Source organism: Rhodopirellula sp. J20-39 (assembly GCF_057365095.1).
On the sequence record NZ_CP195123.1, the window covers coordinates 769,419 to 796,193 of the forward strand.

Below are 26,775 nucleotides of genomic sequence, written 5' to 3' on the forward strand. Positions count from 1 at the left end.
TGCATTACTCAGATCCCAGAACAGGACTGCAAGTGTGACACCCATCGAGGAGTCTTTTGGCACGTGGCTTGCTGCCCGGTTCAGGCTCGCAATCAATGAATCCAGATCACCTGAACCGGAACTCGCTATCGACATCCGGTTCGGGTCACACAGGAGAACACCCAATGTCTTACAAGCTATTCGTCGGCATGATCGCAACGTCCACCGCTGTAATGTATGGCTTGATGTACTTGAATACCTACGCCTTCGATCACGTCTACTGGAGCGAGACTCGCTTATACATGGCCTTCCTGATGGGAGCCACGATGGCGATGATCATGCTCGGGTTCATGCTCGGTATGTACAGAAACAGGAAAGCCAACACCGGTATATTTGCGACCAGTGTGGTCGTTTTCCTGGGAGCAATCTGGCTTGTCCGCAGCCAAGAAACGGTCCAAGACGTGTCATGGATGAAAGCCATGATCCCGCACCACTCGATCGCGATCCTGACCAGCGAACGAGCCGAGATCAGCGACCCCCGAGTCCGCCAAGTGGCCGACGAGATCATCGAAACGCAAAAGAAAGAGATCGCCGAGATGAAGCAATTGATCGCGGACCTGGAAGCCAAACCGTCGACCGATTTAGTATCGAGATAGCGATGTGTTTAGTCTTCATCGGCTTAAATTCTATGACGGTATTGCATCAATCATGATCATGCGATTCCTCCTTGAAATCGCCTGAGTACGGTGTGCCGTCAACGACGCCGGTCATCGTTCCCTCGTATTCCTTTACAACGCCAAGTTTTTCGTGGGTTCCGATGTAGCGTGATGACTTGCCGGCGGGATCGGTTTCCAGCGGCGAGGCCTTGAGTGTCACAAGCATTTCGGGGTCGACAATGCTCATTTCGATCTCTGCTGCGTTGATTGCCGTCGCTGTCTTTTCGTCGTTGCCGAGCACGTACACGGTTGCTTGAGTTTTGTCATGATCGACCGTGAACTCGACGTGGTATTTCCCACCGCCCCAGTCGGCGATGACGCCGTCGTGTGGTCCCGTGCCGTGACCGTGGCCGGCGACGCTGTGGTCATCCAGTGGCTCTCCTTCGACATGGTCATGATCGTCGGAGGCGGTCGGTGTATCAGTTGTCGATTGCGCTACCTCTTGTTTGCAGCCGACGAAGCCGACGAGTAGAGCGATTGCGAGCAACGATGCAAATGTGGTTCGAGTTTTCATGGAAATGGTCCTTGGGTAGTTGAGTGAAAAATCGTGTCAGTGGGTTGGTTTCGGTATTGCGCTAAATCATGGTGAGTTCGTCCTCCTCTGTTTGTTGCGTCGCAAGTCTCGCGGCGTCTTTGCCGCTGAACTTCCAAAACAGCCCTGGGTGAATGAGGAACTCGCAGAAGGTGGAAGTTGTCAGTCCGCCGAGGATCACCGTTGCGACTGGGTAAAGGATTTCGCGGCCCGGTTCTTGTCCGCCCAGCACAAGTGGGATCAACCCAATTCCGGCCGTCAGTGCGGTCATCAGGACAGGAGCCAATCGTTCGAGACTTCCGCGAACGATCATCGCTTGAGAAAACTTGTCGTCTTCCTCTTTCATCAAATGGAAATAGTGAGTCACGAGCAGAATGCCGTTCCGAACGGCGATGCCGCCAAGCGAGATGAAGCCAACCAGGCTCGCCACCGTCAAGCTTTGTTGGGTGATCACTAACGCCAGAACGCCGCCGATGAAAGCAGTTGGCAGTGCGTTGAGGATTTGCAAGACAATCCGGACTGACGGGAAAAGAATCAGCAGCACCACGAACATTCCGATCACAGAGATTCCTGCTAGCACGATGATCAGTTGCGTTGCCCGTTGCTGACTTTCAAATTGGCCGCCGAATTCGATGAAGTAGCCGGCGGGCAGGTTCAGTTCTGCACCAACCCGCTGCTTGATTTCGCCCACCGCACCGGCCAAGTCGCGGCCTTCGGTGTTGCAACGAATCACGATTCGCCGTCGGGCGTTTTCGCGATTGATCGAGTTCGGCCCAGTTCCTTCGCCAACGTCAGCGACTTCATGCAATTCGATCTGACCACGTTCGGCCTCGCCTTCGACGTGTGGCAAGTCGATCCGAAGCCGATCAAGGTTGGCGTAGTCCGTTCGATATTCTTCTTCCAGACGAACAAGCAGATCGAAGCGTCTTTGACCTTCGAGCACTTGCGAAACCACTTCACCCTGAAGCGCAGTTTGCAGAACATCCGCAACGTACTGACGGGTTAGCCCGTGATACGCCAAGTCATCGGCTCGTAGCGATATGTGCAACTCTGCCGTTTCGCGGATTGGTTCGACGATCGGTGGAGTGATGCCGGGAACGTTCTGGATCGTCGTCTTCACTTGCTCGGCGGCTCGCTGCAGAACGTCGAGATCGTCTCCGTGAATTTTGATCGCGATTTGTGCATACACGCCCGACACCATGTGGCTGATCAGGTGGGCGAGCGGTTGTTCGACTTCGATGTCGACGCCGGGGACTTCCTCGCTGATCGTTTCCCGAATCAGCGTGAGGATCGTCTCTCGTTCGGTGGGCGATTCCGGGTTCATACTGAGGATGTACTCGCCGACATTGACCGGCGAAGCGTGTTCATCCATCTCGGCTCGCCCGGTCCGCCGGACGAAGTGCAAGATTTCGCCCTCGGAGTTCGATTCCGATTTCTGCATCGACTGAAAGATTGCGTCGATTGAACGAGAGACTTGGTTGGATGCGTCAAGTGATGAACCCGGCGGCAGCGTCACGTTAACTTGAATACTGCCTTCGTCGAACGGCGGCAGGAAGTTGCGGCCCAGGCGTGACATCTGCCAACCGGCAACGGCAACAGCGATCCAGGTCAGGATCAATAGCGTGCGGGGCATCGCCATGCTGAGACGGATCAACGGAGTGACCAGCTTTTTCAAACCATTGAGCAAAAAACCGTCACCCTCGCGGTGGGTCGCACCAGATTGGGGCAACAAGTAATACGACAGCACGGGTGTAACCGTCATCGAGACCACGAACGAAGCCAAAATCGAAACGATGTAGGCGAACCCGAGCGGCGTGAACAAACGGCCTTCGACGCCCGAGAGTGCGAAGAGCGGCAGGAACGACAGGGTGACCACCGCCGTTCCAAAAACGATCGAGCTACGAATCTCTCGACTGGCTTCAAAGACAATGACGATTGCTGATTTCTGGTCTTCGATTGGTAAAGCGTTGTTTTGCTTTAGACGACGGAAGATGTTTTCAACATCAACGATCGCATCGTCGACCAGCTCGCCCATCGCAACGGCGATCCCGCCCAGTGTCATGACGTTGATCGAAAGCTCGCTGCCACTGATGATCCCAATCAACCGGAACACGAGCGTCGTTAGCACAAGCGACAGCGGGATTGCCGTAAGCGTGATGAAGGTGGTGCGAAAGTTCAGCAAGAACAAGAACAGCACGATGATGACCAATACCGCTCCGATCACGAGTGCTTCGCCGACGTTGAAGATGCCCCGGTCGATGAAGTTTTTCAGCCGGAATAGCTCGCTGTTGACGATGATGTCCGCTGGTAAGGATGCCTCGACTTCGGCGAACGCTTGCTCAACGTTATTGGTCAACAGTCGAGTGTCGACGTGAGGTTGCTTGACCGTCGTGAAGACGATGCCCGGCCGGCCATTGACGCTGCCATCGCCACGTTTGAACTGCGGGCCTTCCGTCACCCGTGCCACTTGATCTAGCAGCACCGAACGCTTGGGATGGCGACTGACAGGCACCTTTTTCAGGTCTTCCATCACGAGACGCGATTGCGGACCGAGTCGTCCAAGTACTCGAATCGGTCGTTCCGTTTCTCCGGTCACCGCGAATCCGCCGCTGGTGTTGATGTTGCTCTCACGTAGGGCTTGCTCAACGTCTTGGACCGTGACGTCGTATTCGAGCAACGCCGTCGGGTCGATCAGAATCTGATACTGCTTCCGATCGCCACCCTGCATGAACACCTCCGCGACACCGGTGACTTTCAGCAGACGAGGCCGGATGATCCAATCCGCGACGGTGCGCAGTTCGAGTTGCTGCTTGGCATCGCTATAGAAATTGGCTTCATAGAGGTTGCTGTTGATTTGAAGCGATGCGGTTCCGGCCGTAGTTTCGTTCGCGTCTGCAGTCCATGACACGATCTTCGACTCAATCTTTGACCAAGTCTTCAAGTCACGACGGTCACCTGGATTCCATACTTGAATCGACGGTTTGCCATCCTCGCCGCCGTCGATCATCTCCGCGATCATCGACGTGCTTCCCACTTGCGCAAGACGTCCGCCATCGGGGCCGAGTTGCCGGTAGATGCCTGCGACAACGATTTGGCCCATGATCGAAGAAGGCGGCGTCATCTGTGGGCGGATGCCTTCGGGCAAGATGCCTTCAAGCGTCGCCAATCGCTCCTGGACGGTTTGGCGAGCCGCACGAATCTCCGTTGACCACCCAAATTCGATGTAGATCACGTTCAAGCCGGCGGTCGATTGACTGCGAACGGCCTGAACACCATTGGCTCCCATCAACGCGATTTCGATCGGCTGCGTGACCAGTGTCTCGACTTCTTCGGTCGCGAGGCCAGGAGCCTCCGTGATAATGACGACGCGAGGCCGATCGAGGTCGGGGAAGACGTCGATCGGCATTTGTGTCGCTAAGAACGAACCGTACACGAGCACGGCAAGGCTGATGACAATCACCAGCATGCGATAGCGAAGCGAGAACTTGATGACTGCGTCAAGCATTGAAGATTGTCGATTGCAGAATGAAGATTAAGGTGCGTGAACAAATCGGAATACTCAATCACTCCCCTTTTGCGGTTTTTCGGGATGCGACCATGATCGCGGTAATTTGGTTGGCCTCGTCGAGCAGCGATTCGACTTTCTCTTTTGGCAAAAGCTCGCCTTCGATGATGAGTTCGAGCCAGTAGCAAGTCTCGTCGGCTTCTTCGATCACGATGCTCAGCTTGGAAACAAATTCGGCTTTCGAGCGACCCCGGCAAGCCGCCCGATAGTTCGCCCCAACCGATGTCGCACTACGAATCAACTGATTCCCAATCGGTCGCCCAACCGAGTCTTGTGGCAAGGCCCCAACCAGCTTCATCACCCGCAACGCAAACTGCTTCGTGCGCCTCTTCAATTCCAAATCGTTCATATCAATTTCCGTTTCCGAGTGCCTTTTTTGACTTCTTCCCAATCTTCAATCGACAATTAATGCGCAGCATGCACGGTGCCGTCCGCGTGCACGTGAACGCCGGGTTGTTCACCGCTGGCCGTTTGAGATTTCAAGACTCGATTCAACGAAGCAGCCGCGTTCTGAGCCAAGTAGGTTCCTTGGCGAATGCTGCCGTCATTGGCGATCACCACTGAGCTGCGATCTTCATGCAAGACATGAACTGGGATCTGTTTGAATAGGTCGCCGTCCTGGCGAAACACATACGCCTCGGGGCCTTCTCGCACGACTGCTTCGCTGGGAAGCACGAACACGTCGTCGAATTGCTCCACCGGCACTTGGATTCTCGCACGCTGACCGGGACGATAGCGCCACACTAAAAATTGCTTGCCCGATTTTTCGTAGGCATGCGATTCGTTTGCCAATGGAACGAAGAAGTCAAAGGTTCGACTGTCCACATCAATGGAATTGGACAAATGCCGAATCTGGAAAGCCTGCGTTTGCTCGGGCCAATCGCCTGTCGCATCCTCTGTAAATTCGATTGCGATCGGTCGCCCTTCCTTTGCGGCGTCTTCCAGAAACGATGCCTCGCGTTTGAAAGCGTGGCCGACGACGTACAACGATTGGTGGTTAGACAACTTGGCAAGCAACTGGCCGGCCTGAACTTGTTGTCCCATCTCGACGCTCAACTCTTGAACCTCGTAGGCGAATTCAGATGGCGATGCTGGAGATGTGATCAAGCTGGCTTGCCGAACTTGGCTCGTCGATCTAGGTGGCTTGAATGCCTGAGCAACGATCGCTGGTGGAGCGGTTACCTCGATCGTTGAAACAAATTGCCCCTCTGTTTCAACGAGTCGAATCTGATCGGGAAGAAGACCTCGCGTGAGTAAGTCCTGCCGTGACGAGCGAATGATCGCCCGCTGACGAGACAGGTCGGCGTTCAGCTCAATCATCCTTGCTTTCGAGACAGCACCGCTGCTGACGGCCCGTGACAAGCGATCAATCTGTTCTTGAATGATGCCGGTTTCCTGATTCGCTTTGAAGAGCTGCGTTTGCGTGCTTTGCAGGTATTCACTGAACAAACGAAGAGAGAACAATTGGTCTCCGGGTCGCACGGTGTCACCGGGGAACGCATGGATTTCGGTCACGATTCCGACAGCCGGAGACGTCACACCACGATCGGACACGCCCGGTCGATCGGCCACGACACCGGGGATCACTACGGATCGCCAGTAGGTCTGGGGACGCGCGGCCTTGGAGACCAAAGACAGGTTCTTTCGAGCCTGTTCACTTATTTCAAGAATCGTTTGCTTCGCCGGCGATTCAGGCGACGCGTTGACGGTCGCGGAATCAAATGATTCAGGTGGCCCAAACAGCTCGTCAGAAAACACCCACAATATGGCGAGAACACCAACGACAATTGCAGGCCCGAGCAAGGCTTTGATCAGGGTTAGAAAGCGGTTCATACGCACTGCGTCTCGATAGCATTGCCGCGTCATCTGCGAAAGCGCAGTAACGAAGTCATGCGGAAATAGGGGAACGGCCCGATGATCCAAGCAGCGCACAGCGGTAAACACATGCACGAGCTTGAGTGTCGGAAAAGCAACGGACAAAAAGAAGAGCGAGCCCAGGAACTGAGCGCGCAGCGTCCGCTACAGCCGCATCGAGCGGGTTAAGAGATAGATGGGCAGGGTTCGACAGCGATCAGGAAGATCATCGGCACGCGGCGATGCTTCAAAACCTGAGTGGTACATCACAACCGCGGAAACCCACTGCATGGTTCCCTGCTCAACTCGCTGACTTCCACCCGATCGGCTCAGGGACTGATCCGACGAAGCAAGGTAAATGGCGTCTGAATCGTGATCCGCCGAGCTTTCGAGCGAGTCACGACGCGACTGGTCATCGTTGTCCGCGTGGTGGCGATGCCCATCATCATGACTGTGATGGGAGTAACCATTCAGATGCACGTGTGGGCGCAGTTCGTGATCGTCCGGCGCACTAATACCGCTACCAGCGTGCGAATGAGGCCAAACGGGCCCCAGCACGAAAAATGGTATCAAGATGAGGGTGAATGCGCGAAACATGTTTGGATGATAGCGGTGAGAAAGATTATGTGCTAGAGCGAACGACTTAAAGGACTTAGCTTCAAATCCAACCTTGTACGACGCGATAGCTCGTTTCGGACAGTGTGTCGTTTCCTGTGTTTATGCCGAGGTGGGGACCTCACCGAACGCATACGTGACTAATGTAAATGCAGCGACATCGAACGAGCTGATTGACGGCGCACACAAATTCGATGGAAGATGATTGCACACTCATGGCTAGCGTATCCATTCTATCTCCATCGAATCTCATAAACGTTGGCAACCGTTGCTTAAAGACTCTGGCTTGCTCGCGTGCAGAGCTTCGGGGGCTCTCCCTCATTATGATTTCTCTAGCCAATCTACCAATGTTTTCACTTCTTCTTGGTCGCGAACGCCGACGGCGGTGACACTGCGCGAACCTTGCTTCCAAGTTGCTGCGATGCTGGAATCGAGATCGATGAGGCAGCAATCCTTGTCACCGCACGTCACCATGTTTGAAGGTCGATCACCGAACCAAGCCGCCTGTTCGTCATCGTGCTCAAACAAGACCAACGTCGATCCGTCGCTACGCTTGCAGCTTGCTTTCACGCACGTGCAACACGGCATCTTCAGCACACTGGTCGACGCCAGCGAATAGCCCTCTGGCAATCCGCCGGAGATAATCGGTCGGTAGCCGACCAACTTCACGGCACCATCCGAGTCAACGGTTTCGCCATCGTACTTTGACAGCAGCATCTGTTCCGCAGCGTCCGGATCGTTGGGCAATTTTTGTAAATAGTCAGTCATCACGCCGGCGAACTCGGCCATGTGCTCGGCTGACATCTCATCGTCGTGGGTATGCCCGTCGCGGCCGTGCATCGCCATCGCATCACTGTTACCGGTCATGTCATGTTTGTAATCGCCACCGTACCAAAGCCCTGCACCAAGCAGCACCAAGGCGGACGCCGCCATGGAAACGAGTCCCGCTCCCCATGGTGACACGCGAACCCAAACGCTGAACCGTCGCGACCGTGTCACCGGCTCAGGGGCAGACGGAAGCTCACGCTCAATCCGCTGCCACAGATCAGCCGGTTTCGCTGGCACGGGAGCCTGGTCGAAAATCGCACCAAGTGATGTGATCGCTTCCAGTTCCGACGAACACGCGGAGCACGATTCGACGTGTTTCGCGATCACAGCGATCTGCGCAGCCGATAACTCACCGTCGTGATAGGCCGACAGACATGGCTGCACCGATTGGCAATCGTTCGTGGACATGACCCGTTCACTCTTCATGGGGCGAGGTTGGTGACGTGATTTTGGATGCTTGACGAGCGGGTTTCTTCACTGCTTCCGCAGAATTACTGCATTCTCTCGGTAATTCGTGAAGAAAGCCACGCCCCAAGTATCCAAATGCATATTCCATGAAACACCCATGCTCGTACCCCTGCAAAGGCAATCGAATGCGTTTGACGACATTGCTTCCTGTTCTGCTTGGCGGACTGCTCGTTTTCGGCCTCTATGGCTGCAACACGCCCGACACCGATCCCATCACTCCACCAGTAGCCCCTGTCAGCGAAACAGCCAGTGACTATTCGGATCATGACCACGATTCCCACGGTCACGGCGACCTTGACCACGCCGCCATCGATTCCGATTCACCGATGGCCAAGATGATGTCCGGTCTGAAAGAGTTGTCTGCGGAAGACGCTAAGTCTGCGATGTCACAACACATGTGCCCCGTCAGCGGTGAAATGCTGGGCACGATGGGAGCACCCGAGAAGGTCGACGTGAATGGCAAGTCTGTGTGGATTTGCTGTGACGGATGTAAAGAAAAGCTACTCGCCGACCCAGACAAGTACCTAGCGAAACTGAAGTAACCCGAACGAGCAAAGCCTTACCAACGAAAGCCCCATGGCCGCGACTGAATTCCTGAAACGGATTTTCTCCACGAGACCGACAACGACGATGCAAAGTGTCTTGAGCGTCGCCGACGACTACACGTTCGACAAACGCTACGAGCTTGATACCCGAACCGAGGTCGCGATCAGCGACCTAGACATCAGCGAAGAAGACAAACAGCACGCTGATAAATACAAGCCGACACGAGCGAGGTACTTTCGCAAGATCATGGAAAAGATCGACTTGCCAAGCGAGGGCGTGTTCGTCGACGTCGGATGCGGCAAGGGCCGAGTCTTGTTGCTCGCCGCGGAACATGGATTCGACCAAGTCCTCGGCCTCGAAATATCGCCCGCTTTGTGCCGGATCGCGGAAAGAAACGTCGAGGCTTTCGGCAAGGTCTGTCCCAGTGCCGATTCGATCAAAGTCATCTGCACCAACATTCTCGACTATCAAATGGCTGGGAACGAAACCGTCTTCTTTCTCTATTCACCGTTTGACTACCCCGTGACCGATCGCTTCCTCGAAATGATTCGAGCGTCGCTTAAAGAACATCCGCGAGACCTCTGTTTGATCATCGACGAATTTCGGTTTCCAGAGTTGTTGGCGGACGACGAGTACTTCGAGCAATCCCCGGTTTACAAGTACGGATCGGCTGTCTTCCACGTGTATCACCACCACAGCAACTGACCCACGACGGATCTCGTTGCCCCCAATTTTCTACTCAACAGAAAACGTCCATGAGACATTAATTCTTGGCGACCGTATGCACTGCCGCATCGTTCACAGTACCCCCATTCGTACTCGCCGAAGACACGGTCACAACATACAACCTCGCGGCTCACCAGTCCAAGGTCGCCGATCAGCCGTTGCAAATGAACGTCCAGATCACAAACATCGGCAGCGGGCCGCTAGTCTTCCACGCCATGGGAAAACTCGCCAGCGGCAAGCTCTCAGACGAACTGCTCATTAGCCCTCAAGCCACGTGCCCCATAGGCGGACAACCTCTCGGATCGATGGGCAAGCCACGCTAGATCACGACTGGTGAAAAGTCACTCTTCGTTTGCTGTGCCAGCTGCATCAATAAAGATGAAGCCTCGCCCGACCAGTATGGCCCAAGTGCTTCACCGCCAAAGGCAAACAAGTCCGCGAAGGCGTCTTAAAGTTGACGCTCGCCGACGCCGCGATTGCCGCCCAGAAAACGTGCCCGGTCCCTGACGTTTTTGCGTAGGCTTGTCCATTGATCATCTAAACACTCGCGGCACACCGGTTGGATTGGGCGCTTGATTCACGGGGTCCCTGCTGAAGCCAGGAATCGGTTCTAGCGGGGATGAGAGCCGATTCGACACAGTTCGGATCCGAGTGCTGACAAGGTAAACGCGTACCGCTAGTAGAAATATCTAACTAGACCAGGGGCCTGCGCTACATATAGGTGGCGGTGGCGAGACTCGATACATAGTTTTCAGATAATTCGCGAAACGCGTCGTATTACTGACCGTCACGCTGTCGGGGGCCCAATCAGTTCGATCACAAATTTTCGTCACGAGTATCTGATATCGGGTTCCTCGTCGATTTCTGCTTGTTCGATTTCATGATCGAGAGATTCGATATCGTCCTCGATCCATCCGACGACGATTCGATCATTTTCGTTCTTGAAATATTCGCGGGCTTCATCGCGCGGCTTGCGGCAGTTTTCGCTTGCCTTACCGCACCATCTTCTCGATCGGAAATGGGACAGCAGGGAATTGTGGTCGCTTTCGTCATCGCAATACCTCGCTACGAAATTGCGGGTCAAACGCCCAGCAGGCGTCGCATCTAATGTCTTAGGCAAGGCTTGGCAGAGCCAGTAAGATCGACCGTCTCGATCCAGGTCAACCCATAGGAACATTGCAACGGATGGGATGTGTTGAGTTGGGCCAGCAACGCTAGAGACGAGGCTTTTTGTCCGCTAGTTTCCTGTTCCATTTCGTGGAATCCCAATCTCGCCACGCCGCATCGGGTAATCTGATGCTGCGACTAAAACAGAGAACGGTTCCATCTTCATTGGGATTCGTTCCATCGGCATCGGTACCCCAATTGATTTTGGCATGGAAAGATATGCGAAATCATTGACACGGTTGGGCTGCGGGTTGGTTGAAAAAGACGATCGAAATTCTCCAGTTTGATTTAGAGAAACGAGTGAAGACATGAAGTGGCTGACAAGCTTGATCGTAAGTGTGCTAATTGCGGACGCGGCACAGGCAGCCGATCCTCCCAATGTGGTGATCGTTTTTCTGGACGATTCGGGATGGTCCGACTTTCAGCCATTTGGTGATCCGGCGTACGAGACCCCGAACGTGCGAAAGCTTGCGCAAGAGGGCTGTCGCTTCAACCGATTCTTTGTCCCCCAAGCGATTTGTTCAGCGTCCCGTTCGGCATTGTTGAGTGGTTGTTATCCTGGCCGCACGAAAGTAGTCGGAGCGCACGGTCCTCTGGGACGCGGGCTGGATCCCCGATTTGCGACGATGGGAGAGGTCTTCAGCCAGTACGGTTATCAGACAGCCGCTTTTGGAAAATGGCATATCGGCGATCAACCCGAGACGCGACCGACCGCTCGCGGCTTCACAGAATCGGCCGGGTTGATGTACTCCAACGATATGTGGCAATACCACCCAACGGATCCTGTGAAATGGGGTAAACATCCATTGCAATACTGGAGCGACGGAAATGTGGAAGTCGAGAAAGTAACGCCCGAGTTTCAGAAGACTCTCACGACGCGGGCCACCGAGCGCGCGGTAGGTTTCATCGAAAATCACCGCGACGAGCCGTTCTTTCTCTATGTCGCGCACTCGATGCCTCACGTACCGTTGTTTGTTAGCGACAAGTTCGAAGGCAAGTCTGGCGTGGGGCTCTACGGTGATGTGATTATGGAACTGGATTGGTCGGTCGGGCAAATCATGGCGGCGCTTCGCAAAAACGGTTTGGAAGATAACACGATTGTTATTTTCTCATCCGACAATGGGCCTTGGACGGGTTATGGAAACCATGCTGGTAGCACGCCGTTCCGCGAAGCAAAGGCGACCGGCTTCAACGGTGGGACCCAGTCCGCCTGTATCATTCGTTATCCACCTGAAGTCAAGCCAGGAACTTCATCGGACGCCACGTTCTGTTCAGTCGACCTGTTGCCTACCCTCTGCCGTTTGACGGGGGCACCACTGCCGCAAATCCAGATTGATGGAAAGGATGTTTGGCCGCTCTTAGTCGGCGACGAGGAGGCCAAGAACCCTCACGACTACTATCCCGTTTCAACCGGAGCGAGGTTCGAGGCATTGATATCGGGTGATGGACGGTGGAAGTTGCATCTACCGCACGGTTATCGACATGTGGTCCAGCCCGGCGCGGATGGTCTTGCGGGGAAATACGAAGGCCGCCGGATTGAGTTGTCTCTGTTTGACCTGGCGAAGGACCCCTATGAAAAGACGAATGTCATTAAGGAATTTCCAGAGGTCGCCGGGCGACTTCAGCAGTTTGCCCGGATGCACATCGAACGCTTCTATAAAAAATAGGCTCAAGCGACTTCCTATTCGTGGACGCTGTCTTTGTGTTGTGTCACGACTGAATCGAAGTGGCCCGTGAGAATGCTGGATATAAAAATTTTCCGTCGAGAATTAAAGAGAATCACTATGGTCAATTTGTCGAATCACTTCCTGCGATTTGCAGCACTTATCCTTTTCGTCTCAAGCCTATCGGCGACGTCGGCATCCGAACGTCCCAACATCGTTCTGATCATGTGCGATGATATGGGTTGGTCAGATATCGGTTGCTACGGCGGGGAAGTCGAAACGCCCAATCTTGATCGGATGGCAGCCGAAGGGATGCGATTTACCCAGTTCTATAATTGTGCAAAATGCACGACGACTCGCGCATCGATCGTGACCGGTTTGCATCCTCGACGCAAAGGGCCACTGTTGACACGAGATAAGGTCACGACTGGCGAAGTGTTGGCTGCGGCTGGATACCACACGTCGCTTTCGGGGAAATGGCACCTCGGAACTAGCGAGGATTCACATCCGTTTAAGCGTGGCTTTCAGCAGACTTACGGGCTGTTGGATGGCTGTTGCAATTTCTTCGATCCGTCGATTCCGGATCCAGAATACAAAGGTGGACGTGTTCGGATATTCGCTCGCAACGATCAGCCAATCATCGAATTTCCTAAAGACTTCTATACTACCGACGCTTTCACCGATCACGCAATCGAGCAAATCAAGTCAGCCGTACAAGACGAGCGGCCATTCTTTGCTCACGTTTGCTACACCGCTCCGCACTACCCGCTGCATGCTAAGCCGCAAGACATCCAAAAGTACATCGGCCGATTTAAAATGGGCTGGGATAAAATGCGTCAGCAACGATACCAACGCCAAATTGAGATGGGGGTGATTAATCCTGAGGTTTGGAAACTTTCAGGACATGATTCACAAGTATACAAGTGGGATGATGCCGACCAAGAATTTGAAGACCTTCGCATGGCGGTCTATGCGGCGATGATTGATTCAATGGATCAAAATATCGGGCGTTTGCTGCATACGCTTAAGGAAACGGGCGTCGATGACGACACGGTCGTGTTCTTTTTAAGCGACAACGGTGGATGTGCAGAAGAACCGGGAGGCCGGAATCCGGAACAGCGAACCCCCGGTCCCAAAGACGATTACGTCGCAGTCGGACCCGCCTGGGGCTGGGCACAAAACGCACCTTTTAAGCGCTATAAACAGTGGGTTCATGAAGGTGGTATTTGCACACCGATGATTGCACGTTGGCCCAAGACGATTCGTCCCAACTCGATCACCGAGCAACCGGCGCACATCATCGACTTCATGGCCACTTTCATTGACCTGGCGGAGACCGAGTATCCAACGAACTTCAACGATCGTGAGATCATTCCGTTGGAAGGCAAAAGCATCACGCCGATCCTGCGCGGTCAAACGCGTCAGCCACACGATACTCTTGCTTGGGAGTGGGCTGGCAATCGAGCCATACGCCAGGGTGACTGGAAGTTGGTTTGGGACAAGAAGATCAAGGAATGGGAGCTGTACGATCTCAAGCAAGATCGTTGCGAAACGATCGACTTGGCCGAGCAGTCCCCGCAGCGTGTCCAATCAATGGCAGCGGATTGGTTTGATTGGGCCAAAAAGACCGGGGCCCCCGGTTCGAAATAGTCCCTGTTGATGACTGCGTTTCTCTTTCAACATCCTTAACCATTTAGCGAATTCATTCCATGATGTCATTCTCGACGATTCGAACGCTAGCTTTGTTGTTCATGATCGGTCAATTGTCGTTGGCACAAGCTGAAGACTACGAGCCTGAACTGTTTGAATCGATCGAACTGATATACGAAGAGGATTTTGATTCCGATGGGCCTTTGGAAGTTGGAGACCACTGGGTCATTCGCCAGCAGACACAATGGAATGTCAAAGATGGAATACTGACCGGGGATCTGGCCACGGCGGAATATCAAAAGGAGATGCAAGAAAAGAAGGATGGGCATGATGGCACTCGGCCCGTGCTTTTCTTGAAGCCGGTGCCGAAGGCGTTCGTTGTTCAGATGCGTGTACGTTACAACGAAACTGAAAAGAAGGGCAGGAACCGCGGTTCACTCCTCGACCTTGGCCATCACGTGAACTCGTTCATCTTCGGCGAAGAGAGTACGAAGCTGACCCTGCAAAAGAAAAAGAAGCTCTTCATCCAAGGCAACTTCTTTCCGCTTAACCAGTGGAACGAAGTCACCATCGAAATTAAAGAAGGAGTGATCCTGATTCGCGTGAACGATCGTCAAGAGATCATTCGCGATCCCATGATCACACTCAAGACAGATGCCGAAGGCCAACAGATTGACTTCAAAGGACAGGACTTTGGAACAATCCAGATTGACTGGGTGAAGTTGTATCGCGGTATTGAAGGTTAAACGGACCGCGTTAGCGGAAGGTTACATCGGTGCGCACCCACGGGGTCCATTTAAAGAAAACCTATTTGGACTCGATCAAATCAACGCTGTTTATTCCGTTTCGTATGGCTTTGCTGCCTTGTCCGTTTTGTCGCCTTTGTAGGGCTTCGAACTGGCTTTGATGAACTTTCGCATCGCAGCGGGCAGTGCCGACGTCACGGTTAGCTCTTCACCACTGACCGGGTGAATGAAACTAAGTGAGTTGGCGTGCAACGCCATTCGGCGACGGATCCAACGAGGGTGCTTGGCTTTCTCTTTTTCATAGTGCGGGTCGCCTAGGACCGGGTGGCCAGCATAAGAAAGCTGCACACGGATCTGATTTCGTTTGCCTGTCTGCAAGCTGGTTTCCACCAAAGTGGTGTCCTCCATCCGCTTGATGACCCGGTAGTCCGTGATGACCTCTTCGGTTTCGCTGGACGGTTTAGTGACGTAGCGATCTAGGTTCTTGCCGGTCGCCAAGTGAGCTCGCAGAGTGCCCTGATCGTTAGGCATGCGCCCGGCAACGATCGCGGTGTAAAGCCGTTTGGGCTTTTGATTTTTAAACTGTTCGATCAACAGATCGGCAACCGCTTGGTGCTTACCAAAGACTAGCAAGCCGCTCGCCTCGCGATCCAGGCGATGGACTAGACAGGCTTCGCGTTCGGTCCGTGAATGGCTTAGGTAGATTGAAACGCGTTCAACCAATGTGTTTGGGTCACCACGATCGGTGGGTACCGACAACGTACCGGCGGCCTTGTCCACCACGATCACGTGGTCATCTTCAAAAGCGATACTGAACGTGCGGTCGTCCCATTTTCGTTCCTTCTTAGGCCGATATCGCTGTGTAGGGTCATAGCGAATGGAAACGACATCACCGGTCGAAATCTCTTTGCCCCCGTCAGCACACGGCTTCCCGTTGACGGTCACACACCCGCGATCGATCAGGCCCCTCACTTGGCTGTGGGATACTTCCGTCATGTGCCGAACGATCGCGTCAGCGCGGCCTGCGGTCTCTTCGGTGGCGGTCTCGGAAATCGTTTGAACTGGCATCAGGGTGTCGTTACAGAAGTGCGGTTGCGAGGTTGTTTTGGGCGGTCAGCGAGTAGGACGAACGTTTTCAAGCTCTTTTTCGAGTTGACGCATGCTTCGCGATAGTAAAACGCGAACAGCAACATCGGTCTTTCCCAGGTTTTCGGCAATAGCCTTGGTGGCCAGACCTTCGACATAGCGTAGTCGAATGGCGGTTTGCTGCTCATCATTTAACCGGCTAATTGCCTGAGCCATCGCACTCAGGCGAATATCATTGCTGACCGCGGCGCTGGGCGAGGTCATGCTAGCGGCGAGCATCTGTTCAAGCCCGAGCCCGTCTGAGTTTCCGCCGGATTGACCACCACCGTGCAAAGACTGTTGCCGGCCAGCGTCTCGACGTTTGGCGTCAAAATGGAAGCGGTGCGCGTCCACGACTCGGCGACGGGCCAGGTGTTGTAGCCACTGCATCACTGTGTGCTGATCGAGGGGGGCGGTCGGCAGACTTGCGATGGCCGTTGTCGCGATCTCTTGAACCAGGTCATCAACCTCGACTACCGCCAATAGATGCTCGCCCGTGATCGAGCGAACGAAACGGCTCAACGATTCTCTGTGTTGATCCAGGTAGCGGCCGAGTGCTTGGACGTCCCGATTGCGAATCTGATCAATCAACGGATCGGACTCTGGTTCATCAACATCGTTGGGGCGGGCGTCTGTATTCATCGTTCTATCCGCTAGTCAGATCTTGATTGTCGAAGCGAATTGTTCGCTGGATGTCTATTATACGGGGGTTGCCGTCGCCACCCCAGCGGTCCAGGATGAATGTGCCCCGAATCCAGGATGGTTCCCTGAACAACATGAACGTAAACCCATCGTCCGCCGAAGATCCGTTTGAAACGCAGTGCGTCAGTGCTGTCGATTCGGTGGAATTGGATGATCGTTTAGTGGCGTGTTTGGAGCGATTGTCGGAGTCAGACCGCGCTGATGATCCTCGGCACCTACTGGAGTATCTGTCGGGCGATGCTTCGGACTCATTCATCTTGGTCGAATTGATCAAGTTAAGTATGGCGATGGCGGTGCAAAATGGTCGCCCGATTTGGCTGGACGACTACTTTGAGGCAATTCCTGAACGCATTTCGGCGGCCACGGCACCGCTGGATTTGGTAATGGAAGAGATTCAATTGCGCCGCGAAAGTGGCCAGACGTTGGACCGAGACAGCTATCATGAACGTTTCCCTCAGTTTGGGACCGTACTGAATCCTCTGCTGGACACGCCGTCGTCGGAGTCCGTGACGGCTGCGCCGCGACAGAAATCACCATCGGAGCTGGATAACGGGACACAGATCGATGATTTCCAAATCATTCAAATGCTTGGCAAAGGTGCATTCGCACATGTCTATTTGGCCAAGCAGGTCTCGATGGCAAGGTTGGTCGCCCTGAAGGTTTCCGGCAGCACTGGAGACGAACCTCGCGCACTGGCTCAGTTTGACCATTCCAACATCGTTCGCGTGTTTGACCAGCGAGCAGTGATGGTGGGTGAACCAGGTTCTGCACATGAGCTGCATTTGCTTTATATGCAGTTTCACCCAGGCGGCACGCTTTCCGACGTAGTCAAGAAGGTGCGGCATGTTTCGTCGAGTGAGCGGATTGGCCGGTTGTATTTGCAGGCGATCGACGAGAATCTTTTGGCGGCGTCGCAGGTGGTTCCTGATCGTTCACCGACCCGTACAACGTTGCTTGATGCGAATTGGCCGAAACTGGTTGCTTGGGTTGGGATTCAGCTCGCTCGGGCCTTGCAGACCGCACACGACGCCGGTGTGCTGCACCGTGATGTGAAGCCGGCCAACGTGCTTTTAACGGCGGAGGGGATTCCACAGCTTGCCGACTTCAATGTCAGCATGGCGGGGGCAGCGGGCCGGGCCGGGGCGGCCGCTTCGTTGGGCGGATCGGTTGGCTACATGTCCCCCGAACATCTGCGTGCGATGAGTGCGACGTTGATGGGGTCGGGTGAAAGTGTAGGGGAGAAAGCGGATTTGTACTCTTTGGCAGTCTTGTTGTGGGAGTTGTGGCAGGGATACCGACCGTTTGATTGTTCGGCTCAGGCCCATTCCTGGACGGATGTGCTGACCGACCAGATCCAGGCACGCGAGCGGCCACTGTTGTCACCGGAGTCAGGCGGCACGGCGCCGGAACGCGTGCTCGAAGCAGTACTGCGAAATGCGTTGTCCTCGGACCTTGAAAACCGTCCGGCCAGCGGTGCGGCGATGGCCGGCCAGTTGCGATTGGCGATGCACCCCGAAGCCGCCAAGTTGTTCAATCCCGACAAGGCATCGCTTTCAGCTTGGCTGATGCGGATTTCGCCGTGGTGGGTCGCTACGATCGCGATCCTGTTGCCGAACATCGCCGCGGGTTGGTTCAACTATGAATACAACCAGCACGAGATCATGGATCCCGCAATGCGGGCCGGTTTGGATGAGATCGCCTTTTGGATCAACTCGTTCGCGTTCCCGTTTGCCGTCGGTTGGATGGTGCACTACACCCGGGCTAGCGTGTCAGCGTTGAAAGCGGCGCGGCGAGGCGAACATGTTGGCCAAGAACAACTTACCTCCACACTGAAGCTAGGGCACCGTGCAGCGGTGATCGGCGGCATCGCCTGGATGATCGCCGGGATGATCTACCCGATCTTGTTGAGATACCGTTTTGAAGAGTTCTCCGCCGATGACGCGACGCATTTCTTTCTATCGCTTTGCATGTGCGGCGGCGTGGCGATGATCTACCCGTTGTTCACGCTGGGCTTGATTGCGACGCACGTTTATTACCCGCAAATGGTCCGCCCTGCGATGGTGGATCCCAATTTTGACCGCAACGCGTCACGCATGATTTCGCAAGCGGCAGCGTACTTTGTAATCGCGGTTTTGATCCCCTTGGTGGGACTCGCTTTGATGGTCTTCGGGGAAAGCCAGTCCAAGGAATTCATGCTGACGGCGATCACCGCTGGCATGGTGGGTTTGTTTGGATCGTTTGCGGCGTACCTCAGTATCGTCAAGACGTGGGGCCAACTCGGCGAGGTGCTGAAGTCGGACGTTGCCGACGAGTGAAAGCGGCGACTGTGTACGAAAACAAATCTCGCCGCTTTCGAAATGCGGGTTCTCGCTATCGCCCCAGTTGGTCCGCGAGCGTGGGAGCTTGATAGATCTTTCGGATTGCTTCTCGAATGCCCACACCAGACACACTGACCGCCCGACTTTGGGAGTCACTGTAAAGGTAATCACTGGTCAGGCTTTGGATGTTGCCGTCGAAGATTAGGCCTACCAGTTTGCCGTCTCGGTCCACGACCGGTGAGCCACTATTGCCGCCAATGATGTCTGCGGTGCACACGAAATTCAGTTGAGTGGTTAAGTCCAGCGACTCCTTCGCATCCCACCAAGATCGAGGCAAGTCAAAATCCTCTTGTCCTTCGTGTTCGACCGAGTGATGGAAAGCACCGGCCAAGTCGGTGGATGGCTCGATCTGCTGTCCATTTTCGCGATAGCCTTTGACCGTTCCAAATGCGAGTCGCAACGTGAACGTGGCGTCGGGATAACCGTTGGTTCCTTCGGCCGCGGTGATGATGCGTCCGATTTGAGCGTAAGCCTGTTTCTCACGTTCATCGAGCTGGTCGGTGGTTAGTCGAACTCGCCGGAAAACGGGTTCGATTTTGCGAGCAAGCTGAACCATTGGATCATCACTTCCCAAAACAGCGTTGTAGCCGCCTTCAATTAACGCCTCACGGGTCGCTGGATCGCCGATCGTGGTCTTTTCCACCAGTTCCGCAGCAACTTCCTTTGGCGAGCGTCCAGCCAGGATTTCGCGGACCAATTCATCATCACCACCGCGGCGTTCCATCAACAAAGCGAGTTCGTCGGCGAGCTTGACCCGTTGTAGGTCGTCGTACAGCGGGGCGGGGCTGGTCAGACGGGTCAGCATCGATTCTCGAGCGGATTCGGTGTATTCCGGATATCGCTCGGCGTTGGGCTTAAGGTCTTCTTGAGCCATCAAGACGATCGATAGGGCGAAGCGAAACAAGTCGCTTCGCAGCGAGACCGCTTCTTTTAAGTGAGCCGCCTTTTCCTTTTGGATCTTGGCGATTTTGTCGAACGCATTCACCATTGGCGCCAGTTCAGCAGACTGCGAGGCGGTCAGTCGTAAGCGATTCTGCCGTCCTCGTTTGGCCGCAATCGTTTGCGGATCCTGCAGCCCAGCGAGCATACCTGTGTACGCTTTTCGTCCGTTTTGAATGCCAAACAGCTCATCCCGACCGCGGCGAGCCGCTTCGTTGCCTTCCAGCCGATATTGTTGCAGCAAGACTTCCTTGCGACGTAAGTAGTCCAAGACGAACGGTAAGCGGACGTCGCGTAGATACTCCAAGGCTTCGACCGTGAAGATCCGTTGCGTGCGTCCCGGGTGACCGCTGACGAAGACCAGGTCATCTTCCTTAACGGGCACCTCGCTCCACTTCAGGAAGTTTTTCAGTTGGGCTGGTTGGTCGTTTTCGTAAACCCGAAAGATGGTCGCGTCGAGGTTGTAGCGGGGATATTCAAAGTTATCGGCATCTCCACCGAAGAACGCGGCTTTCGTTTCCGGAGCCCAAACCAAGCGGACGTCGGTGTATTTCTTGTAGCGATAAAGATGGTACTGGGCACCGCCGAACAGCGTTACAACGTCGCTTCGTAGGCCCGATTCATCCGTCGATTCTTTTTCGATAGTCGCGATTGCTGCCTGTCGCTGTTTCGCTGCCGCTTCGGCGTCGTTCTGTTCTGTGACAGCGGCCTGAACACGCGCGGTGACGTCTGACATTTCGATCAAGACGTTCAGTTCTAGGTCGGGTGCCTTCAGTTCTTGTTGCAACTCAGTGGCTAGGAATCCGTTGTCGACAAGATTGCGTTCCGGTGTGCTCAGCTTTTGCAGCGTGTCGCTGGCGACGTGGTGATTGGTCAGCACTAAGCCATTGGACGATACGAATGATCCCGAACCACCGGAATTGAATCGGACCGAAGCCAAACGCAGCAAATCGGCCCACTGGGGTGTTGGTGTGAACTGATGGCGTTCTTGCAATTGTTCCGTGGGCAGATCATTGAAGAGAAACATCCCCTCGTCTGCGTCAGCGGAATGGGGATGTGATAAAGGCATGCTAGTGAACACCGCGAAAAGGGCGACAACGAGGGAACGCAGTCCAGACCGAAGGAGCATATTCGAATCCAATGAGTAGTTTGTAATCAGAGATCGAGCTAATCACGTCGTCGATCAAGTCCAGCGGCACAGCCGACTTGGCATTTCAATCCAGTCTTGATGATTGGAAGGAAAAACCGTGGAAGATAGGTCAGCGCGTAAGCCGAAGTGTGGAAGCTGAAGCCGCCAGCGACGTCGCGCAGCCATACAGCCGGAACTGGCAATATAAGCGTGAAGCGGAGTTTGTTGCAGAGCCAATAAAAAACGCCCGGCGATTAACCGGGCGTTTCGTGTTTTTGTTGTAAGCCAATCGCTTAGCTGTTAGCAGCGGCTTCTTCGGCTGGTGCTTCGTCAGCAGGCGATTCCGGTGCGGAGTCAAATGCTGGCTTCGAAGCAGTTCGCTTGGCTTTGTCGTTGTTACCGACGAACTCAAGAATCGCTCGCGTTCCGCCGTCACCTAGACGAGGTTTTGCCAAACGCATGATCCGGGTGTATCCACCGGGACGGTCCATGAAGCGAGGAGCAACGGTATCGAACAGGATTGCCACGGCTTCGCGATCGCCCATCAATTGAACGGCGCGACGCTGAGCGTTGACGTAAGGAGCACGGGCGTCGGCCCATTTCTTCCAATTGTCGCTTTTACGCCATGCTTTGTAAGCGTCGGTGCCACGTTCGGCATCGGTGCCGTACTGTTCTGACTCGGCCTTCGCAACGAGAGCCTTTTTGGCAAGTGTGATGCACTTTTCAACCAAAGGACGAATCTCTTTGGCCTTTTCCAGCGTCGTGATGATCCGACCGGGAACCTTCGGAGCGTTATCATCCAGACTAGCGTCACGCTCAGTCAAGAAAATCGCGCTGGACAGGTTGCGATAAAGGGCTCTGCGGTGAGACGGTGATCGGCCAAGAACGCGGCCTTTGCGACGGTGACGCATGACGGTTAGCTACAAAAACAAGTGTGATGGGTGGTTGGAATGCGACGCTGACAAAAGCGTCGCTATCGATAGCGGTTTACAAACGCCTAGAACAGCGGTTGGTTAGGCACTCGCATGCCCAGGTGCAAACCGTATTGTGAGAGCTTTTCACGAACTTCGTTGAGCGTGGTGTCGCCAAAGTTTCGCACTTCCAGAAGCGAGTCTTCGTTGCGTTGAACGAGATCGCGAACGGTCATGATGTTTTCGCTCTCGAGGCAATTATTTGCTCGAACCGACAAACGCAAGTCTGCGAGAGTCATGTTCAACTTTGCTTCGAGTTGAGCTTCTGGCGAGCCTGCACCGCCACGAGCGGCCGAGAAGATACTCGGACCCAATTCGCGATACTGAACGAATGGGTTGAGGTGTTTCCGGAAGATCTTCGCCGACTCGGTCAACGCCATTTCCGGGTTGATTGTGCCGTCGGTCCAGATTTCCAGAATCAGGCGATCGTAGTTGGTCTTTTGTCCAACACGTGTTGCTTCCACTTCATAGCGGACGCGAACGATTGGGCTGAAAACGGCGTCGATCGGGATGATCCCGATTTCGTGATCGACGCTGCTGTGTTCGGTGCTGGGAACGTAACCGCGACCGTTTTCAACAACCATTTCCATCATGAAAGGCTTGTCTTCGGTCAACGTTGCGATGACGTGATCTTTGTTAATCACTTCGACATCGGAATCCGTTTCAATGTCCGCACCGGTGATCACGCCGGCGGAGTTGCTTTCCACGGTGATAACACGGGTCGCGTCGCTGTTATTGCGTACGATCAACGCCTTTACGTTGAGGACGATGTCGGTGACATCTTCCAAAACGCCGGGAATCGAGGTGAATTCGTGCTGAGCACCACGGATTTTGATCTGGGTAACGGCGCTGCCCATCAAGCTGCTAAGCAAAACGCGGCGCATGCTATTTCCAATGCTCGCACCGAAACCGCGTTCGAACGGTTCAGCGGAGAATTTTCCGTAGTTCTGGGTCAGCGTGTCGCGGTCGACTTCAAGCGTGCTGGGAAGTTCCATGCCACGCCAGCGGATATGCATCGACATGTGTGGGCCTTTTGAATTGGAATGCGAGCGTTGGTTGATAACGGGCTCTTCCTTGCGGGAGAAAGAGCCTGCCAAAATGCGGGACGAAAACGACGTTCTTAGACGCGACGTTTCTTGCGTGGGCGGCAGCCGTTATGTGGGATCGGGGTAACTTCCTCGATCAATTTGACGTTCAACCCAGCCGCTTGAAGCGAGGTGATTGCACTTTCGCGGCCACTGCCAGGACCCTTGACTCGAACTTCCACGTCTCGCATACCGAACTTGGTTGCTTTTTCAGCAGCCTGTTGTGCGGCGCACTGACCAGCAAAAGGAGTGCTCTTTCGACTGCCTTTGAAGCCACTTGTTCCGGCACTGGCCCAACAAAGTGTGTCGCCTTTAGTGTCGGTGATCGTCACGGTTGTGTTATTGAAGGTTGCGTGAACGTGGGCGACGCCATTGCTGACGTTGCGACGAACTCGCTTCTTTTTGTTGGTCTTGGCCACCGGTGGGTCTCGAACGAATCTTGAGTGAAAGTTGGATAGTAAATGAGGTCTGCGAACAGCCAGCGGAGCTGACAAATCGTCAGAAGTAGACGACAATGCCGGCGAACGAATTCACCGGCATCGAATGAAAACTACTTCGGTCTGATTATCGCAGGTCCTTGACGCCCTTCTTACCTGCAACGGTCTTTCGGGGACCTTTACGGGTTCGAGCGTTTGTTTTGGTGCGTTGGCCGCGTACTGGAAGGCTCATTCGGTGGCGGATGCCCCGGTATGCCTTGATCTCACGTAGTCGGCTGATGTTTTGCGTAACCTGACGACGCAGTGGGCCTTCGACGAGGTAATCTCGCTCAAGTACCGCGGCGATACGGCCGACGTCTTCGTCGCTGATATCACCTGCGGATGATACGGGATCAATACCCAGCTTTTCACAAACTTCACGAGCGCGGAAAAGTCCGAGACCGTAAAGGTATGTAAGCGAATACTGGATTTGTTTGTCGTTGGGGATGTCAACGCCCATCAAACGGGGCATGGCAAAACTCCGAGAGCAACTGCGTGGAAAGGGGACAATTTGTGTTTCGAATCGCGGACTATAGCAGTCGGCACCGGTTTTGCTCAAGTGGAACGTTCGGTAGGAATTTGGTTTTTTTTCTAGTTGCTTCCTAATTTGGCAACTCGAACGGCCGATTGGAGTGGGGAAGCTTGGGACTATGCCGGGTTTTCTTGGGTTCATCCGTTGACGATTCAGGGGAATACTGCTTATTCTTCCGAGCTGCGCGGGAAGAAAATCCCGTTTTAAAGAACTGTACATTTCGGTGCCCCGGCACCCCAACCACCTTTCGGACCCCCATCATGGCAGTCCCCAAACGCAAACACTCCAACGCTCGTACCGGTAGCCGCCGCGCACACGATCGTCTGAAAAAACGCTCCATCGCTTACTGCCCACAATGCAGCAGCGCCGTACCTACTCACGTAGTCTGCCCTAAGTGTGGTTACTACCAAGGCCGTACTGTCGTGAAGCAAGAAGAATCCTGAATTGGCTTTTGACGCTAATAAACCGGCGATCCTGTTTCCGGGCCAAGGCGCACAAGCTCCTGGTATGGGAGCATGGTTGTGCGAGAATTATCCTGTTGCTGATGAACTTTTCGGTAGTGCTAAGGAAATCCTTGGTTACGACTTAAAGGCTTTGTGCACTGACGGTCCTGCTGAAAAACTAAACGAGACCGTCTACAGCCAGCCGGCCCTGTTTGTGGTTGGCGTTGCTGCTGCTCGCGTGTACGAACAGGTTCAGCCAGAGCTTGCAGCCAAAATTGCTGCAACTGCGGGCCTAAGTCTCGGTGAGTACACCGCGGTTTGCTTTGCCGGCGGCGTGTCTTTTGAGGACGGTTTGCGGCTCGTTCAAAAACGTGGCGAAGCGATGCAGGCCTGTGCCGACGCGGTCGATTCCGGCATGGCGAGCGTGCTGGGGCTGGATCTCGAAAAGCTAACTGAAGTTTGCGGTCAAAGTCGCGAAGGCGACGAAATTCTTCAGCCTGCAAACCTGCTTTGTCCCGGGAATATCGCTGTTTCGGGGCACTCTTCGGCTCTTGCGAGAATTGAACCGCACGCTTCGGCTGCCGGTGCGATGAAGGTGGTTCCGTTAAGTGTTGCTGGTGCATTCCACACCCCGTTGATGCAAGATGCCGTCGCTGCTTTAACGACCGCGTTGTCGGAAGTGACGATCAACTCGACTCGCATTCCTGTGTACAGCAATGTAGATGCGAAGCCGCACCAAGACCCGAGTGAGATTCGGGAATTGCTAGCCAAACAAGTGGTCAACCCTGTGCTTTGGGAAGCTTCGATTCGTCAAATGATCGATGACGGGTTGGATGGTTTTCTGGAAGCCGGTACTGGCCGTGTTCTGCGTGGCACGATCAAACGTATCGCTCGAAAGACTCCTACGGATGGCTTTGGCGACGAGAGCTAGTGTTTCGTGCCGGCGGCGTTTGTCGCCGGAGGTTTCTCGGCTGGCCTGTTCGTAGTTTCGGCAACCGATTGAGCGGTTGTCGGTAGTTTCAAACCAGTTTTCAGATTAATCCAAAGACCCCATTTATGAATTTGTCATTGTCCGTTGACCTGAAGGGTCAAGTTGCGATCGTTACCGGTGCAAGCCAGGGCCTGGGCCGAGCTGTCGCGGTTGCTTTAGGTCAAAACGGTGCACACGTAGTCTGCTTGGCGCGAAACGCTGAGAAGTTGGCTGCGACGGTTGCTGAAATTGAAGCTGCGGGTGGTGCTGGCGAGGCACTTCCCTGTGATGTGACCGATCGAAAAGCTGCTGCTGAGGCGATTGAATCGACCAACAAGAAGCATGGGCGTCTGGATATTCTGGTCAACAATGCTGGGATCACTCGCGATAAGCTGATGCGAGGTATGTCGGATGAAGAATGGGATGACGTGATCGCCACGAACTTGACCAGTTGTTTTGTTTGTTGCCGCTCGGCTGCCGGCGTGATGCGTCGCAAAAAGTACGGCCGCATTATTAATATGGCTAGCATCTCGGGCTTGATCGGAAATCCTGGTCAGGCCAATTACTCCGCCAGTAAGGCTGGGATGATTGGAATGACTCGCACGATGAGCAAGGAGCTCGTTTCCCGCGGTGTGACCGTCAATGCCGTCGCACCAGGTTTCATCGCCAGCGAAATGACAGCTGAGTTGGGCGACGTTGTGATGGAAGAGGTGAAGAAACGTATTCCAGCCAAGCGTGTCGGCCAGCCCGAAGATGTGGCTGCGGCAGTGTTGTTCTTGGCTAGCCGCGATGCCAGTTACATCTCCGGCCAAACCATCGTCGTTGACGGCGGCATGGTTGGTTAATTATGCGATAAGAAACGGGATATTGACGGGTTTTAGCCGTTTCCCCTATCTTCTCCATTTCAGAAGGCCTCGATTCCTTCAAGCGGTTACGGATTGACCGTTCGCAACCTGAATCCATCCACTT

26 protein-coding genes are annotated in these 26,775 nt (G+C 54.3%); 11 read left to right on the plus strand and 15 right to left on the minus strand.

Annotated elements, in window-relative coordinates:
• Nucleotides 1–164: 164 nt before the first annotated feature.
• Entirely contained in the window at nucleotides 165–635 is a 471-nt protein-coding gene (locus ACR3ZL_RS02490) for a DUF305 domain-containing protein (RefSeq protein WP_473649460.1), read from the plus strand.
• 46 nt (nucleotides 636–681) lie between these two features.
• Here the strand turns inward: ACR3ZL_RS02490 and ACR3ZL_RS02495 are convergent, their stop codons facing one another.
• From ACR3ZL_RS02495 to ACR3ZL_RS02520, 6 genes are all read right to left on the minus strand, one after another.
• Nucleotides 682–1,209: a hypothetical protein gene (locus ACR3ZL_RS02495; protein ID WP_473649459.1), complete on the minus strand. Its 528-nt coding sequence runs from the start codon at nucleotides 1,207–1,209 to the stop codon at nucleotides 682–684.
• A gap of 61 nt (nucleotides 1,210–1,270) precedes the next feature.
• Entirely contained in the window at nucleotides 1,271–4,732 is a 3,462-nt protein-coding gene (locus ACR3ZL_RS02500; protein WP_473649458.1) for an efflux RND transporter permease subunit, read from the minus strand.
• Between the two features lie 58 nt (nucleotides 4,733–4,790).
• Entirely contained in the window at nucleotides 4,791–5,141 is a 351-nt protein-coding gene (locus ACR3ZL_RS02505; protein ID WP_473649457.1) for a four helix bundle protein, read from the minus strand.
• Nucleotides 5,142–5,197: 56 nt separating this feature from the next.
• Nucleotides 5,198–6,625 carry an efflux RND transporter periplasmic adaptor subunit gene (locus ACR3ZL_RS02510; RefSeq protein ID WP_486173189.1) on the minus strand — a complete coding sequence of 476 codons (1,428 nt, stop codon included), beginning with the start codon at nucleotides 6,623–6,625 and terminating at the stop codon, nucleotides 5,198–5,200.
• A gap of 186 nt (nucleotides 6,626–6,811) precedes the next feature.
• Nucleotides 6,812–7,243, minus strand: a complete 432-nt coding sequence (locus ACR3ZL_RS02515) for a hypothetical protein (RefSeq protein WP_473649455.1) — start codon at nucleotides 7,241–7,243, stop codon at nucleotides 6,812–6,814.
• A 339-nt stretch (nucleotides 7,244–7,582) separates the two neighbouring features.
• Complete coding sequence (locus ACR3ZL_RS02520; RefSeq protein WP_473649454.1) at nucleotides 7,583–8,497, minus strand: zf-HC2 domain-containing protein; 915 nt, start codon at nucleotides 8,495–8,497, stop codon at nucleotides 7,583–7,585.
• A 185-nt stretch (nucleotides 8,498–8,682) separates the two neighbouring features.
• Between ACR3ZL_RS02520 and ACR3ZL_RS02525 the strand changes: the two genes are divergently transcribed.
• The 3 genes from ACR3ZL_RS02525 to ACR3ZL_RS02535 all read left to right on the plus strand — a co-directional run bounded on the left by ACR3ZL_RS02525 (nucleotide 8,683) and on the right by ACR3ZL_RS02535 (nucleotide 10,152).
• Nucleotides 8,683–9,099: a hypothetical protein gene (locus ACR3ZL_RS02525; protein WP_473649453.1), complete on the plus strand. Its 417-nt coding sequence runs from the start codon at nucleotides 8,683–8,685 to the stop codon at nucleotides 9,097–9,099.
• A gap of 34 nt (nucleotides 9,100–9,133) precedes the next feature.
• Complete coding sequence (locus ACR3ZL_RS02530; RefSeq protein ID WP_473649452.1) at nucleotides 9,134–9,808, plus strand: class I SAM-dependent methyltransferase; 675 nt, start codon at nucleotides 9,134–9,136, stop codon at nucleotides 9,806–9,808.
• A 65-nt stretch (nucleotides 9,809–9,873) separates the two neighbouring features.
• Nucleotides 9,874–10,152, plus strand: a complete 279-nt coding sequence (locus tag ACR3ZL_RS02535) for a hypothetical protein (protein ID WP_473649451.1) — start codon at nucleotides 9,874–9,876, stop codon at nucleotides 10,150–10,152.
• A gap of 506 nt (nucleotides 10,153–10,658) precedes the next feature.
• Here the strand turns inward: ACR3ZL_RS02535 and ACR3ZL_RS02540 are convergent.
• Complete coding sequence (locus ACR3ZL_RS02540) at nucleotides 10,659–11,006, minus strand: hypothetical protein (protein ID WP_473649450.1); 348 nt, start codon at nucleotides 11,004–11,006, stop codon at nucleotides 10,659–10,661.
• Nucleotides 11,007–11,066: 60 nt separating this feature from the next.
• A complete protein-coding gene (locus ACR3ZL_RS02545) occupies nucleotides 11,067–11,207 on the minus strand; it encodes a hypothetical protein (protein WP_473649449.1) in 141 nt (46 codons plus the stop codon).
• A gap of 97 nt (nucleotides 11,208–11,304) precedes the next feature.
• Here ACR3ZL_RS02545 and ACR3ZL_RS02550 point away from each other — a divergent pair, with 97 nt between their 5' ends.
• From ACR3ZL_RS02550 to ACR3ZL_RS02560, 3 genes are all read left to right on the plus strand, one after another.
• Nucleotides 11,305–12,663, plus strand: a complete 1,359-nt coding sequence (locus ACR3ZL_RS02550; RefSeq protein ID WP_486173190.1) for a sulfatase family protein — start codon at nucleotides 11,305–11,307, stop codon at nucleotides 12,661–12,663.
• Between the two features lie 117 nt (nucleotides 12,664–12,780).
• The gene (locus ACR3ZL_RS02555) at nucleotides 12,781–14,310 is read left to right on the plus strand and encodes an arylsulfatase (protein ID WP_473649447.1); all 1,530 of its coding nucleotides are present in this window, start codon (nucleotides 12,781–12,783) and stop codon (nucleotides 14,308–14,310) included.
• 59 nt (nucleotides 14,311–14,369) lie between these two features.
• Nucleotides 14,370–15,056, plus strand: a complete 687-nt coding sequence (locus ACR3ZL_RS02560) for a hypothetical protein (protein WP_473649446.1) — start codon at nucleotides 14,370–14,372, stop codon at nucleotides 15,054–15,056.
• Between the two features lie 90 nt (nucleotides 15,057–15,146).
• Here the strand turns inward: ACR3ZL_RS02560 and ACR3ZL_RS02565 are convergent, their stop codons facing one another.
• Nucleotides 15,147–16,124, minus strand: coding sequence for an RluA family pseudouridine synthase (locus ACR3ZL_RS02565; RefSeq protein WP_473649445.1), 978 nt, complete (start codon nucleotides 16,122–16,124; stop codon nucleotides 15,147–15,149).
• A 45-nt stretch (nucleotides 16,125–16,169) separates the two neighbouring features.
• Nucleotides 16,170–16,823 (minus strand): RNA polymerase sigma factor, encoded by a 654-nt coding sequence (locus tag ACR3ZL_RS02570; RefSeq protein WP_473649444.1) that lies wholly within the window; start codon nucleotides 16,821–16,823, stop codon nucleotides 16,170–16,172.
• Between the two features lie 95 nt (nucleotides 16,824–16,918).
• Here ACR3ZL_RS02570 and ACR3ZL_RS02575 point away from each other — a divergent pair, with 95 nt between their 5' ends.
• On the plus strand, nucleotides 16,919–19,198 hold the full coding sequence (locus ACR3ZL_RS02575) for a serine/threonine protein kinase (RefSeq protein WP_473649443.1): 2,280 nt from the start codon (nucleotides 16,919–16,921) through the stop codon (nucleotides 19,196–19,198).
• Between the two features lie 55 nt (nucleotides 19,199–19,253).
• Here ACR3ZL_RS02575 and ACR3ZL_RS02580 read toward each other — a convergent pair whose 3' ends face one another.
• The 5 genes from ACR3ZL_RS02580 to rpsM form a co-directional block, all read right to left on the minus strand.
• Entirely contained in the window at nucleotides 19,254–21,269 is a 2,016-nt protein-coding gene (locus ACR3ZL_RS02580) for a S46 family peptidase (protein WP_473649442.1), read from the minus strand.
• A gap of 353 nt (nucleotides 21,270–21,622) precedes the next feature.
• Complete coding sequence (locus ACR3ZL_RS02585; protein WP_473649441.1) at nucleotides 21,623–22,240, minus strand: bL17 family ribosomal protein; 618 nt, start codon at nucleotides 22,238–22,240, stop codon at nucleotides 21,623–21,625.
• Between the two features lie 86 nt (nucleotides 22,241–22,326).
• Nucleotides 22,327–23,322: a DNA-directed RNA polymerase subunit alpha gene (locus ACR3ZL_RS02590; protein WP_473649440.1), complete on the minus strand. Its 996-nt coding sequence runs from the start codon at nucleotides 23,320–23,322 to the stop codon at nucleotides 22,327–22,329.
• Between the two features lie 98 nt (nucleotides 23,323–23,420).
• Complete coding sequence (gene rpsK, locus ACR3ZL_RS02595) at nucleotides 23,421–23,804, minus strand: 30S ribosomal protein S11 (protein ID WP_473649439.1); 384 nt, start codon at nucleotides 23,802–23,804, stop codon at nucleotides 23,421–23,423.
• 145 nt (nucleotides 23,805–23,949) lie between these two features.
• Entirely contained in the window at nucleotides 23,950–24,321 is a 372-nt protein-coding gene (gene rpsM / locus ACR3ZL_RS02600) for a 30S ribosomal protein S13 (protein WP_473653426.1), read from the minus strand.
• A 332-nt stretch (nucleotides 24,322–24,653) separates the two neighbouring features.
• Here rpsM and rpmF point away from each other — a divergent pair, with 332 nt between their 5' ends.
• The 3 genes from rpmF (at nucleotide 24,654) to fabG (ending at nucleotide 26,651) form a co-directional block, all read left to right on the plus strand.
• Nucleotides 24,654–24,836 carry a 50S ribosomal protein L32 gene (gene rpmF, locus ACR3ZL_RS02605; RefSeq protein WP_473649438.1) on the plus strand — a complete coding sequence of 61 codons (183 nt, stop codon included), beginning with the start codon at nucleotides 24,654–24,656 and terminating at the stop codon, nucleotides 24,834–24,836.
• Nucleotide 24,837: 1 nt separating this feature from the next.
• Nucleotides 24,838–25,767, plus strand: coding sequence for an ACP S-malonyltransferase (gene fabD, locus ACR3ZL_RS02610; RefSeq protein ID WP_473649437.1), 930 nt, complete (start codon nucleotides 24,838–24,840; stop codon nucleotides 25,765–25,767).
• 125 nt (nucleotides 25,768–25,892) lie between these two features.
• The gene (fabG, locus tag ACR3ZL_RS02615) at nucleotides 25,893–26,651 is read left to right on the plus strand and encodes a 3-oxoacyl-[acyl-carrier-protein] reductase (protein WP_473649436.1); all 759 of its coding nucleotides are present in this window, start codon (nucleotides 25,893–25,895) and stop codon (nucleotides 26,649–26,651) included.
• Nucleotides 26,652–26,775: the final 124 nt, after the last annotated feature.